Genomic DNA, 15011 nt, shown 5'->3' with positions numbered 1-15011 from the left:
GGGAGAGGAGAGTGTGAAATGATCAACGTCATTTGGCTGGCGCTGATTGTGATTGGTTTTGGCTTTGCGGCGGCGCAGGGGAATATCGATACGGTAACCTCGGCTGCGTTTGACGGAGCTAAGACGGGAGTTACCGTCTGCTTTGGCCTGATCAGCGTACTTGTATTCTGGCTGGGAATGATGAGGCTGGCCGAGGAGTCGGGTCTACTTCAAAAAATTGCGAAACTGCTAAGCCCGGTCGTGAGATTCCTTTTCCCGGATGTTCCCAAAAACCATCCCGCAATGGGGTATATTTTGTCCAACATGAGTGCGAACCTGCTAGGACTCGGCAATGCTGCCACACCAATGGGAATCAAGGCGATGCAGGAGCTTCAACTACTTAATCCCGATAAAACAGCGGCAAGCCCGGCCATGTGTACGCTACTAGCGTTGAATACAGCCAGCATAACATTGATTCCCACAACTTTGATTGCGATACGCATGAATTATCAGTCAGCCAATCCGACGGAAATCGTCGGTACGACGCTGGCGGCAACCATTGTGGCAACTCTTGCCGCGGTAGCAGCTGACAGATGGTACCGAAGAAAGTTTTTGAACAGACATCCTCAGCCGCCAAGGCCGCCGGTTTCAGCCATTCCATCGTCAGCGGCCAAACCGGACATGAAAGGATGATTTCGGATGACTGCAATCATCAATATGATTTCAGCGTGGGCGATCCCTGTCTTGATCGCCTTCATTCCGCTTTTTGCCTTCACGAAAAAAGTACCTGTGTACGAATCCTTCGTGGTTGGCGCAAAGGAAGGATTTCAAACGGCCATACAGATCATTCCTAACCTTGTTGGTATGATGGTGGCGATCAGCGTATTCAGGGCATCCGGCGCACTTGATTTTTTTGTGGGCTGGACTGGCCCTTTCTTACACCGGCTCGGCGTACCCAGCGAAATTCTCCCCCTGGGGCTTTTGCGTCCCTTAACAGGTACAGGGTCACTCGCTTTCGCTACGGATCTGATATCCGTATACGGCCCCGATTCGATGATCGGACGTATGGCTTCCACCATACAGGGCAGCACGGACACGACGCTATATGTTCTAACTGTATATATGGGGGCGGTTGGTATCCGTAATGGAAGATACTCGCTGAAGGTTGGCCTATTTTCGGATTGCATAGGATTTATTGCCTCCATTGCGGTGTGTCTCCTCTTTTTCGGCTGAACCAATACCCGCGAATACCGTGACGTAACGATGGACACCTCATATACTGTATCACGCATGCAATTGTACAGGGATTGAGGTGACATCATGTCATTTGAAGGCTTTATTATTCATCATTCCTCCTGCACGTCCATTAATGGAGTCGGCTATGATTTCTGGATCGGCGCAGATAGCGTCGTCACCTCGGCCCCTCTGTTAACGGACCCCTCCCACATTCATATTTGTCTTCAGGGCAACTTCAATCGGAGCTATGATCTGCTGGGCACTGCTGAGAAACAGCAGCTTTTTATTGCCAGCAAACTCATCATGGAGCTGTCCAGACAATATGATATTTCTCCCCTTTTTCTTTATCCGCATTCGAGCACCTGTCCTGGAGAAGAATTTCCATGGAATGAACTTGTGATTTACCCTTCTCACGGGTATCATTAGTTTGAGGTGACCTAATAAACAATGGAAAGATTACAGAAAATTTTAGCTCAGGCAGGTATTGCTTCCCGCCGCAAATGCGAGGAATTGATACTAGCCGGTAAGGTGGAAGTTAACGGGGAGACCGTTACTGCGCTCGGAACAAAGGCGGACCCCGAAACAGATATCATTACGGTGGAAGGCAAACCGATCCGCAACGAGAAAAAGATTTACATCATGTTGAACAAACCTAAAGGAGTCATTACAAGCGCATCTGATCCTGCCGGACGTAAGATCGTGACTGATTACATTAAAGGAATCAAGGAACGGATCTATCCGGTAGGACGCTTGGATTATGACACCGAGGGACTGCTGCTTCTGACGAATGACGGCGAATTCGCGAATATGCTAACGCATCCGAAGCATCATGTGCCTAAGACTTACCTTGCAACCGTTGAGGGAATACCTCATGGCAGCGAACTGGACAAGCTCCGCGCTGGGATTCAGCTCGAAGACGGTATGACTTCTCCTGCTGAAGTCGAATATAAGGATATTGACACTGAAAAAAATGAAGCTGTGATTACGATCACCATTCATGAAGGCAGAAACCGCCAGGTACGCCGCATGTTTGATGCGATTAATCACAAAGTCATCCGTCTGAAGCGGATTTCATTCGGCGATTTGCTGCTTCAGAACCTGAAAAGGGGTTTGTACCGCCATTTGACTAAGGATGAGGTGGAAGCCTTGAAAAATATGGCCAAATCCGGTAAAAAAGAAAAAAAATAGACCGGAAGGTCACACAAAGTTCATATCCAGTCTCCACCAATATGACATGTTTTCGGTATAATTCTTCATAGGATGTTCAAACCTGGGAGAGAAAACATGAGATTTGTCATAGTAAAGGAGCATTTGGCATGGGTAAGTCAAGAAAAAAAATCCAGATCATTATCCTGCTTTTGATCGTTGCTCTGGGCGGATATGCCATTGTTTCACAAGTGTGGGGTTCAGGCGGTAAGCCTACGGAAGGCAGTAAAGCGCCTGATTTCGAACTGCTCGGACTGGATGGCAAGGCTCACAATCTGGATGAATACAAAGGGAAGGCCATCGTACTCAATTTTTGGGGGACATGGTGCGGACCTTGCGTGAAGGAAATGCCGGCTTTGCAGGCACAATGGGAAAAATGGAAAGACAAAGACGTAGTTGTGGTCGGAATCAATGCTGGTGAGGACAAGATGGCCGTTGAAAATTTCGTGAATAATATGAACATAAGTTTCCCGGTACTTCTTGATCCGAACAAGGAAGCTATTGCAAAATACGGCATTTCGCCTTTGCCAACCACCTTTTTTGTGTCCAAAGACGGGAAGATCAACAAAATACATCTCGGTCAGCTGGATTTGGCCACCCTCGACAAACAAATTGAAGAGCTGGTGAAATCGTAATGTTACAGGAAGTAATCGCTTTTAAAAACACGAAATGCGAGTGCGGACACCAGAATCCGGTCGGCACCGTACTTTGCGAGGCGTGCGGCAGACCGCTTGAAGAAGAGGACCGTGAATCTACTGAAGTTCTAGAAATGCGTTATGACGGGATGGCGCGCCGATCGCAGCGCGCCAACCCGAATATCATTGACCGTATTTGGAACTTCTTTTCCTCTGTCAAAATAGCGGTGTATTTGATCATTTTGACGCTGATCGGTTCTATGCTAGGTACCATATTTCCGCAGGAAAGCACTTTCCTGAACATCGATCCGTCGACGTATTACAAGGATACCTATGGAACTTGGGGTCAAATCTATTATAAGCTCGGATTAACTCATACATATGAGTCCTGGTGGTTTATACTGCTGCTGGTTATGATCGGGGCATCGCTGGTTATATGCAGCTTGGACCGGGTTCTGCCGCTGTACAAGGCACTCAGCAAGCAAAAAATACTTAAGCACATGCAGTTTCTGACGCGCCAGCGCGTTGTCTATCAAGGTCCTATCGAAGGCACGGCAGAGGATTGGGTGAAGCAGGTATCTGCTCCGATCAAAAAGAAAGGTTATCGTGTGTACATTGACGGAAACGCTCTCTTGGCCGAAAAATACCGTTTTAGCCGCTGGGGCCCTTATGTGATCCACATCGGTCTGATCATCTTTCTGCTCGCCGTATTGGCGCGAGGTTTGCCTGGAATGGCAATGGACCAGCATATCGGCTTTCCTGAAGGCGAAATCAAACACATACCGGATACCTCGTATTACCTGAAAAACGAGAAATTTACCGTGGAATTTTATTCGGAGGATGAAATGCCGGAGGAATTCCGTAATAAAGGCAAAACGCTTCCAAAACTGTTTAGTACGCAGGCGACCTTGTATCAATGTACAGCCGATTGCGATGATCCGACGAAGGAACCGAAGCTTAAGGAAGTAGCCAAGCATAACATCAAGGTTAATGACCCGCTAGAGTATGAGGGACTAAAGATTTACCAGTTTGATTATGATATGACCCCGACCCTCCGAGCGGTAAGCCCATCACTGGTAGATAACAAAACGGGCAAAGACTTGGGCAAATTCAAGCTGGACATCAAGAATCCGCAGCGTATTTATACGGTAGGCGATTATACGCTTGAGCTGAAAGAAAAGTATAATGATTTCAGCATAGACGAAAACGGTAGGCCTGTGACCAAGACTCCGAATCCGAATGCTCCGGCATTTTTATTCCTAATCAAGGGACCGGATTTACCTGCTGATGGTATGCAGTATTTCTATTTTCCAAAGGAAATCGATAAAGTGCGTTTTCAGCAGGATGCCATCAACGCCAAGCTGAATGGAGGAAAACCGCCGCTTGAGCTTGACGTAAATGGTATGGGAAATGTGGATATCTCTATGTCCACTTCGTACTTGAATATCCGCGTAGATAAGGTGATGCCGTTTATTTGGATCGGCGCCAGCATCGTGATGCTAGGCCTTGTGCTCGGATTTTACTGGCAGCACCGCCGGATCTGGCTGCGGATCGATAACGGGGTCCTGACTTTGGGGGCGCACACCAATAAAAACTGGTTCGGCATACGCCGGGAAATCTCGGCCATTCTGAAACATATGAATCTGGACGTGGACGAAAAGTCCCTGGATAACGGAGGAAAACACGAATGAATGCTTTATTGAATTTCAGTAGTAATATGTTTATCGTCGCCTTCTTTCTCTACTGCGCGGCATTCATATTATTCGCCGTTGCCCTTATGGGCCGCAGGTGGAGCAACCGTGACCCTGAAGCGCACTCTAAGAAATGGGGCAAAATCGCCTTTGTCGTTTCATCCCTTGGCCTGATCTTCCAGCTGGTATTTTTCGTGACCCGCTGGATCGGTGGCAAGCATATCCCGGTCAGCAACATGTATGAGTTTATGTCTTTCCTATCGATGATGGTTATGGTCGCATTTACGGTCGTTTACCTCATTTACAAGAAAACGCTGCTTGGTTTGTTTGCCGTACCGATTACGATCATCATCATGGCATATGCCGCCGTATTCCCGCAGGAAGTACAGCCGCTGATTCCATCGCTGCAATCCTACTGGCTGAAAATTCACGTTACGCTGGCTGCTGCAGGTGAATCCTTCTTCGCGATCGCCTTTGCAGCCGGGTTTATGTACCTGCTTCGTACGGTCAATTTTAAGGGCAAGGATAAGAAAGCCAAGAAGCAGCAGCGCTGGGTCGAAATCATTTTCCTTTCTATTATTATCGTGATTTCCTTTATCGCTACCGTATTTATTTTCCGTGCTGCCGGTTATGAATCTGTATTCACCCAGACAAAAGTAATGGGTCAAGGCAGCGCCCAAACGACGATTACGGAAAAAGTATCTTATAAGCTGCCTCCGATCGTTGGCCCTTACAACAGCCAAATCGAGAGCTACCAGCCATTCCTTGGCATGAGTAAGCCGCTGTTTTACGCTCCATCCTGGATGAACGGTGTTAATGCAGGACGTAAATTCAACACGATTATCTGGTCTGTAATTACCGGCTTCATTCTTTACGGAATCCTGCGTCTGATCGCACGTAAACCGCTTGGACGTGCTGTTTCTCCGCTCTTGGAAGGCATCGATCCGGATGATTTGGATGAAATCAGCTACCGGGCTATCGCGATCGGTTTCCCGATCTTTACTTTGGGAGCTTTGATCTTCGCGATGATCTGGGCGCAAGTTGCCTGGGGCGTTTTCTGGAGCTGGGATCCGAAAGAGGTATGGGCTCTAATCTGCTGGCTGTTCTACAGTGCTTATCTGCATCTTCGCCTTTCTCGCGGCTGGCAGGGCAGCAAATCTGCTTGGCTGTCGGTTATCGGCTTCTTGGTAGTTATGTTTACGCTGGTTGGGGTAAACCTGGTTATTGCGGGTCTACACTCTTATGCTGGCGTAGAATAAGCATTTTTCGACAAAACAAACATAAAGAAAATCCGTTTCGCATTTCATGTTGGATGTTGAAGCGGATTTTCGCTATAATTGACCATTGAGAGTATGTAGAAGATCTTCGTATGAACATTAAGGGGTTGTTGTCTATGTCAGAGCACGGAAATCGAATACTGGTTGTGGACGATGAGGAACGGATTCGCCGGTTGCTGAAAATGTATTTGGAAAAAGAAGGATACGAGGTGGAGGAAGCGGAAGACGGGGAAACAGCACTGCGTAAAGCCTCCAATCAAGATTATGGTCTTATTTTACTTGACTTGATGCTGCCGGGAATGGATGGCATGGAGGTCTGCACCCGTTTAAGACAACTGAAATCAACGCCGATTCTTATGCTGACGGCGAAGGGCGAAGAGATTAACCGCGTTCAAGGCTTTGAGGTCGGAGCGGATGATTATGTCGTTAAACCGTTCAGCCCAAGAGAAGTTATATATCGCGTGAAAGCGATCCTGAGACGCTCTTCTGCAACAGCGTATTTGTCAAAGGATAGCAATTCCAGCAACAATATTGTTTTCCCTCATCTGGTGATTGAGCATGATGCGCACCGGGTCACTGCGAGCGGGCAGGAAGTAAGTCTGACGCCTAAGGAATATGAATTGCTGCATTATCTGGCGGTTTCACCAGACAAGGTTTTTTCGAGAGAAGAGCTGCTGAAGGACGTATGGAACTATGAGTTCTTTGGCGATTTGCGCACCGTAGATACCCATGTGAAAAGATTACGGGAAAAGCTGAACAAAGTATCTCCGGAGTCGGCGGCTATGATTACGACCGTATGGGGTGTCGGTTACAAGTTAGAGGTGCCAAAGTAACGTGAACTTCTGGACGTCGCTGGTTGGTAAACTGTGGGCAACGATTATTTGCCTTGTAGCCTGTATTTTGATAACTATGGCCTTGTTCCTGCTCCCGTATATCGATACCAATTTCTCGAATAATTCATCAGATATTAAACGTTTGTTCACCTATACGGCGATCATCGGTTTTTCGTTGACCACTTTTTTTGGATTATTCCTGCTTACTAAAATCACGCAGCCCATGCAGAAGCTGATCAGTGCGACGGAGGCAATCAGTAAAGGCGAATATAGTACGCGTCTATCGATCGTCACCAGTGATGAAATCGGAAAACTGGCGAACACGTTCAATCACATGGCTGCAGAGCTTGAAGACAATATTCGTAATCTCAATCAGGAAAAAGAGCATCTGGCAAGCGTGCTGCGGAGCATGAGCGATGCGGTGATAACGATCGATAAAGCAGGTCATATTGTGTTGACCAATCCGCCTGCGCAGAAGCTGATCCCAATGTGGAAGGATATCAAGTGGGATTTAGAGCAGACAGAAGAGCATGAAGCCTCTACCTTAGAGAAGGTGCCGAAACCGCTGCTGGATTTGTATGAACGCATGCTCCAAGAAAGCGCGGATGTCAACACGAATGTGCATGTCAAGCAGGGAGTCTGGTCCGTACATATGGCTCCGCTGTACGGGGATGAGGATATCCGTGGCGCTGTGGCCGTCCTTAGGGATATTACCGAAGAGGTGAAGCTGGAGAAAATGAGACAGGATTTCGTGGCCAATGTGTCGCATGAAATTCGAACGCCGCTTTCAATGATGCAAGGCTACAGCGAGGCTTTGCTGGATGGTATGGCTGCTTCACCTGAGGAGAGCCAGGAGCTTATCCAGGTCATTCATGATGAATCGCTCCGGATGGGGCGTTTGGTGAAGGATCTGCTTGATCTGGCACGAATGGAAGCAGGTCACACGGATATCCAGCGCGACAGGCTTGATGTGAATGAACTGCTGGAACGTGTTTACCGCAAATTTTCCGTAAGGGCCAAAGAGAACGGAATAGATCTCTCCTATGATAAAAAGACAGTGGATCTCATTCTGGAGGCCGCGGACGAAGATAAACTGGAGCAGGTGCTCACGAATCTTCTGGACAATGCCTTCCGCCATACGCCAGAAGGCAAACAAATCCGCATTGTAGCGGACCGGATTGGTGAAGGATCTACTTCCGAGCTGCAGATTAATATTGAGGACGAAGGCGCAGGAATTCCACAGGAGGATATCCCGTTTGTATTTGAACGGTTTTACAAAGCGGATAAAGCGAGAGTACGCGGTACATCGAATGGAACAGGACTTGGTCTTGCCATCGTTAAAAATATCGTGGAATCCCACGAGGGTTCCATACGGGTGATAAGCCAGCTTGGCGAAGGAACCGTATTCTCGATACGACTCCCTGTCGAATGCCACAAATGCTGAGATTATTCCAAGAAACACCTCATACTGGGGTGTTTTTTGTTGAAGTTCAGAGTTTAATCTTGTTCATCGTGGAACAATTCAAAATCAAAAGCGCATGCCACTGTATAGGGCATGCGCTTTTGAAATAGCAGCTTGGGCAGGATATGTCCAAATGTTACAGTGTAATTTCGATGGCACTGTTTAGTTCAGGCAGAGTCGTCAGCTGATTCAGCACGTCTTTTTGTACGGCTTTATCGACGGTCAAAATCATGATGGCTTCGCCGCCGATGATTTTACGACCAACCTGCATAGAGGCGATGTTGACGTCGTTTTGGCCAAGAAGCGTGCCGACGCTGCCGATCATACCCGGCTTGTCGTTATGGGAAATAAGGATTTGATGGCCTTCCGGTGCCACATCGACAGGGAATTTGTCAATTTGCACGATCCGCTCGCCGTATCCGTTCAGAAGGGTACCGGCTACCAGCGTTTCCTCATTGTTTTGTGTCTTCAGCGTAACGGTCAGCAGGTTAGTAAAGCCTTTGGACTTCGATGCTTTGGTCACCACCACATTGATATCACGGGATTTAGCGAGATGCATGCAGTTGACGATGTTGACTCCGCTTCCCAGATGATGGGCAAGCACACCTTTCACAATGTAACGTGTAAGTGGAAGCGTATCGACATCCGACAAGTCGCCGGCATAATCAACATGGATTTCATTCACGGCCTGGTTCGCTGACTGCGCGGCAAAGCTTCCGAGCTTCTCGCCGATCGAGAAGTAAGGCTGCAGGCGGTTCATCACGCTTGCGGCTACCGGAGGCATGTTAACAGCGTTTTTGAACGGCTCGTTGCGTAGGATATGAAGGACTTCCTCAGAAACGTCGATAGCCACGTTTTCCTGGGCTTCTACGGTCGAAGCGCCAAGGTGAGGGGTCACGATAACTTTTGGATTTGACAGGAACGGATGATCAATTTGCGGCGGCTCGATTTCAAATACGTCAAAGGCTGCACCGGCCACAATACCTTCATTGATAGCTTCCACGAGAGCCACTTCGTCGATGATTCCACCGCGTGCGCAGTTGATGATGCGCATTCCTTTTTTCATGACTTCAAACTGTGGACGGGAGATCATATGACGTGTTTCTGGTGTCAGCGGAGTATGAACGGTCATGAAGTCGGCATTGCGAATGATATCATCCACGGATGCCAGCTTGACTTCCATCTTCTCGGCACGTTCCTGTGTCAGGAAGGGATCAAACGCCAAGATGTTCATTCCGAATGCTTTGGCGCGTTTAGCTACTTCACTTCCGATGCGGCCCATACCCATTACGCCGAGAGTCTTGTTTCGAAGCTCGACGCCGAGGAAGGATTTGCGGTCCCAAACACCGCCCACCGTTTTTGCATAAGCTTGCGGGATATGGCGCGCAAGAGCCATCATCATGGCAAAGGTATGCTCACAGGTTGTGATGGTGTTGCCATCTGGAGCATTGATAACGATAATACCGCGCTTGGTTGCCGCTTCAAGATCAATGTTGTCCACGCCTACTCCTGCACGGCCAACGACTTTGAGCTTGGTGCCAGCTGCCATAATCTTTTCAGTAACACGCGTTTGGCTGCGGACGAGCAGGGCGTCGTATTCTCCGATAATAGCTGCGAGTTCATCCTCTCCGAGTCCCGTCTTTTTCTCTACCTGGACGTCGGCTGCATCCATCAGCTGCTGAATACCCAGATCGCTGATTGGATCCGATACTAATACTTTAAACATGGTTTCTCCTCCTCATTCTGTTGGAACACTTATAATAGAGGGCTGTATTCCGTATGAAATACATTCCCGTAAAACCATACGCATCATCGCTTTATAGAAATACTGTATTCCCTGGGCAACGCGGTGCTGTATAAAAGAATTAAGGTATGACGTCTCGCTGATGGGCGCTAGCCTAGGCACGTCAAGCAAATCTAGGGCGTAATATAACAAAAAAACCCTCAATCCGCACACTACTTGCGTAGTAAGGGACGAGAGTTGTTCGTGGTACCACCCTAATTCACCGCCGATTTAAGCCGACAGCCTCAGAGGTCTATTCAGACCAGATTTGATAACGGAAATGACCCGGCTGCACCTACTGAAGGTTCAATGCAGCTTCTCTGGAACGCTAAGACGGCTTGACTGTCACCGGTTTGCACCAACCACCGGCTCTCTGAAGACTCTCAAGGATCTTTTTTCCTTCATCGGTTTAACTCGTTAATTTTTTCATAATGTATCATGGTACCCTCAACTCTGTCAATAGGGAACCTTGCCTCCTTGAATCTTCTTCGCAATATCTGCTATGATTTTTATTATATTCTGCCGGATTCCACAAGAAAAATGTCGTTTTCTTACTAGAAGAAAAAAGGCAGCTTGGCCAATGTAACTGCAGGTTTATATGAGCCAATCGCGCTCGAATTCACGATAAGGCAAAAATACGGTATGATAGAAGGTGACGACATCCTACTGCCGGTGGGAGTCGGTGAAGTGGTGATGATCCTTGTATCGCTTAATAACTAAAGACAGGCAGGCATAATATGAAAAAATTTAAATTCCGTGTGCCCAAACTGAAGCAGGCCACACCTGATCAGCTGACAGACCGGCTGCTGCTGATTAATCTTTATCTTACACAAGGTCTTACCTTCATTATCGGGTTGATATGGATATTATGTCAGAAAAGAAATCCCCTTGAGTTGTTTGTGACACACAAAGGCGACTATTTTATGGCATGGGGTTTGGGACTGGCCGCTATCATGTTTCTCATTGATTTTCTGGTGTCACGGGTTACCCCGGAAGAAGTAATGGATGACGGGGGAATCAACAATATGCTGTTTCAAAACCGTCCTATATGGCATATTGTATTGATTTCCGCTATTGTGGCCGTATGCGAAGAACTGTTGTTCCGGGGCGCCATACAATATTCAATCGGTCCTTACTGGACAAGTATCTTGTTCGCGGTTATACATGTACGGTATTTGAAGCATTGGATCCCTACGGGCTGGGTTTTCCTGAGCAGCTATGGTCTCGGATACATCTATATACATTCCGGAACACTGCTGGCCCCAGTGGTTTGCCATTTTGCGATAGATTGTATTTCCGGATTAGTGATTCGATTTCGGAGGGAATCATGAGTAGTGAATTAAGTAGAGTTAAGACGTATAACAGAAATACAAAAAAAAACCAATCAAAAAAGCCCCCTCGTTCAGCTGATGACGATCGACAGGTTAAATCGGTCAATAGCCGCAGGGAAGCGAAGAAATCCACAGCTGCCCCTGCTTTGAGCCGGGTAAGTTCAACGAAGAGACGAAAAGGTGGTGCAGCGCAAGCTCCGAGAAAAAGCCGTTCCGAATCTTCTAATGGATCTAATTCAGGTCAGACCTACAGGTCTCGTGCTGTAAAGCATAATAAGGGCCGCGCAGGAGCTGGTTCAGAAGAGGAACTCGATTCAGCATCGACAAGGGCTGAAAAATATGGCAACCGCAAAAATGTAATCAGCAAATATTTTACGAACTCTTTGTTTTTCTTGTTCCTTGTATTAACTGCATTTCTCGTATACTGGGGAGTGAAGGGCGCACCGCCACTGGAGGATTTATGGTAACAGGGGCCCTTTATATATGGATTATAGGAATTATTGCTGCAGGCTGTGTGCTGATTTTTGCGAGAATGTCCTATGAAGCCAGACTTCATGACGTAACCCGTTCCGAGGTTATGCTCGAAAGACTGCCGGAAGCTTTTAATGGAAGCCGCATTTTTTTCATTTCGGATATTCATAAGCGGAAGCTTTCGGAAGAATATCTGCAGGCCTATCAGAATAAAGCTGATTTAGTGATACTCGGTGGCGATATCATGGAGAAGAATGTACCGCTGAAACGTGTTAAGGCTAATTTGGAGATTTTATCGAAAATAGGTCCTATGTATGCTGTGTACGGTAATCATGATTTGAAGGCGGATCCGGCAGGTTTAGCGAGGTTACTACGTGAAGTAGGGGGAACCCTTCTCAGAAACGAAAATGTGCTGCTCGAACGCAGCGGAGAACATGTCTGCCTGACTGGCGTCGATCAACCGCTGAGTAAGCGCGACGGGTATCCGCAGCTTCCTGAACTAGGGGGCAGCGATTCTTCGTCTGTATGCCGGATTGTTGTTGTCCATGATCCTGCTTGGCTGCGCTATGTCTCCGCCAAGCCGGCGGATTTAATTCTTGCCGGGCATACGCATGGCGGACAGATCAGGCTGCCTTTTTTTGGCGCCATCAGATTGAGTGCTTTCTACCGTAAATATGACTGCGGCTGGTTCAAATGGTATCAGCCTCAGGCTTTGGTGAAACGCCCGCAAATGCTAATCAGCCGTGGGTTCGGCAATCGCCGTGTTACGCTGCGTTTATGCTGTCCCGCTGAGATGCATCTTATACAGCTGAAAAAGGCTCCTGAAGAATGTTAATTGTGGCAATGAAAATGAAAAAGCACTCATCCTCAGTCATCGGCAGGATAGAGTGCTTAACTGCTTGTTATCGCATTTCAAGCTCGATGCTGCGGGGGTCTACGAAAGTATAACCACTCGCTTCCAACTGGGTGAGTAATTGATCAAGCGCTTCGGCTGTCCAAGGCAGCTCATGCATCAGAATATTGCTTCCCGCATGCAGCTGGTCCATCACGTTCTGAATAACCTTTTGGGGATTGTCGGTCCCTTTGGACTTCATTGTCCAGTCCAGTGATCCGTTTGACCAGGTCATATAGAGAAGGCCGTTTTCCTTGGCGATCTTTTTGCCGATGTCTCCCCCTTCACCGAAAGGAGGTCGGAAGAACACCGGTGCTTCACCGATCATGTCTTTAACAATTTTTTGCACATCCTCAATTTGCTGCTTCACTTTTGCCTCAGGTTCTTTTCTTAAGGAAATATGATCCCAGCTGTGATTGCCAATAATTTGACCGCGGTCATGAATCAGCTTGAGTAGATCTGGATTTTCCTTAACTCTGTAACCGTTAACAAAAAAAATCGCTTTTGCATGATGATTGTCCAGCGTATCGATCAGGCTGTTGATCCATTCGGCTTTTTTAGGACCGTCATCGAAGGTCAGCAGTACGACCTTTTTCTCTGTACCCTCTTCATTAGGAACAATGTTGTATGCTTTATTCATGTGGTATGTCTTAGATATGGAGGCTTCGTCTTTCTGATCTGCAGCAGGGTCGGTATTGTTCTTATTCTTTTCACCGTCATCTATTGCGGTTACATCTTTGCCAGCGTCGCTGGAAGCTGCTTCTTTGCTGTCGTTTCCCTGATTAGAATCCGGCCCGATGCCTTGAACGGCTCCTGCTGTCGCTTCGGAGTTGTTCTGGTTAACAGAGCTTGAATTCTTTGGCATATCTTTTTTGTCGCCGCAGGCGCTTAACAACATTGCAGTAACAAGAAGAAACGCGGCTGTCTTTTTAACCATTTTTTCATCTCTCTTTCCTGTTTTTATACCGCATGAGTATGTCCTTTTCCGTGAACAATACACTTGATTCTATCACATAAGGAGGTTGTATTTGTGAATACTTCGTCATTTATAAGCGGTGTCCTCATCGGTGCTTGCGCGACAGCCATTATGTCTAAAAACAAAGGGTCGCTCACTTCCGCAATCACTCAAAGTGCAGGAAAAATGATGGACATCGGCGCCAGTACCATGGTAGCAAGCAGCTCTGGCAGCAATAGCTACAGCAGTAACAGCAACCAGTATGCCCAAACGCATTCGAAGGAAGATAGCATGAAGCACATTCATGACTTCATCAACAGCAATCCGGATGTGAAAAGAGAAGTGGATATGATTATGAAGGAAACAAATACGACCATACCTGGTTTCTAAACGAAACCGAAGCAATTAGAATCATTTTTGGGCGGAAGACGCTCAAAATGATTCTTTTTTTGTCTATTTTACAGCGTGCATTTCTGGTTATATAATGATAACATACTTACATAGGACTATTTTCAGCACACATTAGTGGAGTCATCATAATTTGTTATAACATTGCTTGCAGAGGAGGATCCTGTCATGAAAATAGAACGATTGAGCTCAGATAAGATACGGATTTTCCTCACGTTCGACGATCTGAGTGAGCGCGGAATCCAGAAGGAAGACATGTGGCAAGAGCTTCCAAAGGTCCATGAGCTGTTCACCGAAATGATGGATCAAGCCTATAACGAACTCGGTTTTGATGCAACCGGACCGCTCGCTGTCGAAGTCTTTGCTCTGCCTGCTCAAGGCATGGTCGTCATCGTGACCCGAGGAAAATATGATCATCAGCATTACAGTCTCCTAGGGGAAGATGAGCTTCCTGAAGAAGTGTATGAAATGGAAGTGACCCTGGAGCAGAGTGATTCCATCGTATATGCTTTTAACGATTTTGAGGTACTGATTGAAGCTGCACATGTTCTTGGCGGTCATATCACCGAGGCAGGCCGTCTTTATCATTATAAAGATAAATGGGTGCTGTATATGGATCCTGAACAGATCGATTCCAATAAGCATCCTTCACTTATAGCTGTATTGGCTGAATATGGGGAAGCTGCTTCTTATACTGAAGCTGTTCTTGATGAATATGGTAAGGTTGTCATGCAGGAGAATGCAATTGCGGTGATCCGCGAGCATTTCAATCGACAGGATTAAAAGCGTCATCCCATGAACAAGGATTTCATGGGATGAATGCTTTTTATAAGCGATAAAAATACATGGATA

General features: G+C 47.1%; 17 protein-coding genes and 1 other annotated feature. Of the genes, 15 read left to right on the top strand and 2 right to left on the bottom strand.

Annotated elements, in window-relative coordinates; all coding sequences use genetic code 11:
* The first annotated feature begins 18 nt into the window (after window positions 1-18).
* From MUG84_RS05135 to MUG84_RS05095, 9 genes are all read left to right on the top strand, one after another.
* Window positions 19-672, top strand: a complete 654-nt coding sequence (locus MUG84_RS05135; protein ID WP_244721340.1) for a nucleoside recognition domain-containing protein — start codon at window positions 19-21, stop codon at window positions 670-672.
* A 6-nt stretch (window positions 673-678) separates the two neighbouring features.
* Window positions 679-1212: a spore maturation protein gene (locus tag MUG84_RS05130; RefSeq protein WP_244721337.1), complete on the top strand. Its 534-nt coding sequence runs from the start codon at window positions 679-681 to the stop codon at window positions 1210-1212.
* 87 nt (window positions 1213-1299) lie between these two features.
* Window positions 1300-1641 (top strand): N-acetylmuramoyl-L-alanine amidase, encoded by a 342-nt coding sequence (locus MUG84_RS05125; RefSeq protein ID WP_244721334.1) that lies wholly within the window; start codon window positions 1300-1302, stop codon window positions 1639-1641.
* A 21-nt stretch (window positions 1642-1662) separates the two neighbouring features.
* The gene (locus MUG84_RS05120; RefSeq protein ID WP_244721331.1) at window positions 1663-2403 is read left to right on the top strand and encodes a pseudouridine synthase; all 741 of its coding nucleotides are present in this window, start codon (window positions 1663-1665) and stop codon (window positions 2401-2403) included.
* Between the two features lie 128 nt (window positions 2404-2531).
* Complete coding sequence (gene resA, locus MUG84_RS05115) at window positions 2532-3056, top strand: thiol-disulfide oxidoreductase ResA (protein ID WP_244721327.1); 525 nt, start codon at window positions 2532-2534, stop codon at window positions 3054-3056.
* A complete protein-coding gene (gene resB, locus MUG84_RS05110) occupies window positions 3056-4747 on the top strand; it encodes a cytochrome c biogenesis protein ResB (protein ID WP_244721324.1) in 1692 nt (563 codons plus the stop codon). The genes resA and resB overlap by 1 nt, the downstream gene beginning before the upstream one ends.
* Window positions 4744-6006: a cytochrome c biogenesis protein CcsA gene (ccsA, locus tag MUG84_RS05105; RefSeq protein WP_244721319.1), complete on the top strand. Its 1263-nt coding sequence runs from the start codon at window positions 4744-4746 to the stop codon at window positions 6004-6006. The genes resB and ccsA overlap by 4 nt, the downstream gene beginning before the upstream one ends.
* Window positions 6007-6140: 134 nt before the next feature.
* A complete protein-coding gene (locus tag MUG84_RS05100) occupies window positions 6141-6857 on the top strand; it encodes a response regulator transcription factor (RefSeq protein WP_244721316.1) in 717 nt (238 codons plus the stop codon).
* A 1-nt stretch (window position 6858) separates the two neighbouring features.
* Window positions 6859-8301, top strand: a complete 1443-nt coding sequence (locus MUG84_RS05095; RefSeq protein WP_244721312.1) for a HAMP domain-containing sensor histidine kinase — start codon at window positions 6859-6861, stop codon at window positions 8299-8301.
* A gap of 154 nt (window positions 8302-8455) precedes the next feature.
* Here the strand turns inward: MUG84_RS05095 and serA are convergent, their stop codons facing one another.
* A complete protein-coding gene (gene serA / locus MUG84_RS05090) occupies window positions 8456-10045 on the bottom strand; it encodes a phosphoglycerate dehydrogenase (RefSeq protein WP_244721310.1) in 1590 nt (529 codons plus the stop codon).
* Between the two features lie 241 nt (window positions 10046-10286).
* Window positions 10287-10516 (bottom strand) — a binding site (T-box leader).
* 159 nt (window positions 10517-10675) lie between these two features.
* Between serA and MUG84_RS05085 the strand changes: the two genes are divergently transcribed.
* The 4 genes from MUG84_RS05085 to MUG84_RS05070 are packed head-to-tail and all read left to right on the top strand — an operon-like array spanning window position 10676 to window position 12739.
* Window positions 10676-10822 (top strand): hypothetical protein, encoded by a 147-nt coding sequence (locus MUG84_RS05085; RefSeq protein ID WP_244721307.1) that lies wholly within the window; start codon window positions 10676-10678, stop codon window positions 10820-10822.
* A 17-nt stretch (window positions 10823-10839) separates the two neighbouring features.
* Window positions 10840-11433, top strand: coding sequence for a CPBP family intramembrane glutamic endopeptidase (locus MUG84_RS05080; protein ID WP_244721304.1), 594 nt, complete (start codon window positions 10840-10842; stop codon window positions 11431-11433).
* Entirely contained in the window at window positions 11430-11900 is a 471-nt protein-coding gene (locus tag MUG84_RS05075; protein WP_244721299.1) for a hypothetical protein, read from the top strand. The genes MUG84_RS05080 and MUG84_RS05075 overlap by 4 nt, the downstream gene beginning before the upstream one ends.
* The gene (locus tag MUG84_RS05070; protein ID WP_244721298.1) at window positions 11894-12739 is read left to right on the top strand and encodes a metallophosphoesterase; all 846 of its coding nucleotides are present in this window, start codon (window positions 11894-11896) and stop codon (window positions 12737-12739) included. Before MUG84_RS05075 ends, MUG84_RS05070 begins: the two co-directional genes overlap by 7 nt.
* 67 nt (window positions 12740-12806) lie before the next feature.
* Here MUG84_RS05070 and MUG84_RS05065 read toward each other — a convergent pair whose 3' ends face one another.
* Entirely contained in the window at window positions 12807-13733 is a 927-nt protein-coding gene (locus tag MUG84_RS05065) for a polysaccharide deacetylase family protein (RefSeq protein WP_244721297.1), read from the bottom strand.
* A 93-nt stretch (window positions 13734-13826) separates the two neighbouring features.
* Between MUG84_RS05065 and MUG84_RS05060 the strand changes: the two genes are divergently transcribed.
* Window positions 13827-14141, top strand: coding sequence for a hypothetical protein (locus MUG84_RS05060; protein WP_244721296.1), 315 nt, complete (start codon window positions 13827-13829; stop codon window positions 14139-14141).
* Between the two features lie 186 nt (window positions 14142-14327).
* Window positions 14328-14942, top strand: a complete 615-nt coding sequence (locus MUG84_RS05055) for a genetic competence negative regulator (RefSeq protein WP_244721295.1) — start codon at window positions 14328-14330, stop codon at window positions 14940-14942.
* Window positions 14943-15011: the final 69 nt, after the last annotated feature.

The sequence above is a fragment of the Paenibacillus mangrovi genome, from assembly GCF_022898935.1.
GTDB classification, from domain to species: domain Bacteria; phylum Bacillota; class Bacilli; order Paenibacillales; family Paenibacillaceae; genus Paenibacillus_AQ; species Paenibacillus_AQ mangrovi.
The sequence above is the reverse complement of the archived record's forward strand: the minus strand, read 5'-3'. Positions and strand labels throughout refer to the sequence as shown.

Excerpts from the sequence above, each read along its gene's own strand:
- MUG84_RS05135 (WP_244721340.1), top strand. The coding sequence starts at position 19 with ATGATCAACGTCATTTGGCTGGCGCTGATTGTGATTGGTTTTGGCTTT.
- MUG84_RS05130 (WP_244721337.1), top strand. The coding sequence starts at position 679 with ATGACTGCAATCATCAATATGATTTCAGCGTGGGCGATCCCTGTCTTG.
- MUG84_RS05125 (WP_244721334.1), top strand. The coding sequence starts at position 1,300 with ATGTCATTTGAAGGCTTTATTATTCATCATTCCTCCTGCACGTCCATT.
- MUG84_RS05120 (WP_244721331.1), top strand. The coding sequence starts at position 1,663 with ATGGAAAGATTACAGAAAATTTTAGCTCAGGCAGGTATTGCTTCCCGC.
- resA (WP_244721327.1), top strand. The coding sequence starts at position 2,532 with ATGGGTAAGTCAAGAAAAAAAATCCAGATCATTATCCTGCTTTTGATC.
- resB (WP_244721324.1), top strand. The coding sequence starts at position 3,056 with ATGTTACAGGAAGTAATCGCTTTTAAAAACACGAAATGCGAGTGCGGA.
- ccsA (WP_244721319.1), top strand. The coding sequence starts at position 4,744 with ATGAATGCTTTATTGAATTTCAGTAGTAATATGTTTATCGTCGCCTTC.
- MUG84_RS05100 (WP_244721316.1), top strand. The coding sequence starts at position 6,141 with ATGTCAGAGCACGGAAATCGAATACTGGTTGTGGACGATGAGGAACGG.
- serA (WP_244721310.1), bottom strand. The coding sequence starts at position 10,045 with ATGTTTAAAGTATTAGTATCGGATCCAATCAGCGATCTGGGTATTCAG.
- MUG84_RS05080 (WP_244721304.1), top strand. The coding sequence starts at position 10,840 with ATGAAAAAATTTAAATTCCGTGTGCCCAAACTGAAGCAGGCCACACCT.
- MUG84_RS05075 (WP_244721299.1), top strand. The coding sequence starts at position 11,430 with ATGAGTAGTGAATTAAGTAGAGTTAAGACGTATAACAGAAATACAAAA.
- MUG84_RS05070 (WP_244721298.1), top strand. The coding sequence starts at position 11,894 with ATGGTAACAGGGGCCCTTTATATATGGATTATAGGAATTATTGCTGCA.
- MUG84_RS05065 (WP_244721297.1), bottom strand. The coding sequence starts at position 13,733 with ATGGTTAAAAAGACAGCCGCGTTTCTTCTTGTTACTGCAATGTTGTTA.
- MUG84_RS05055 (WP_244721295.1), top strand. The coding sequence starts at position 14,328 with ATGAAAATAGAACGATTGAGCTCAGATAAGATACGGATTTTCCTCACG.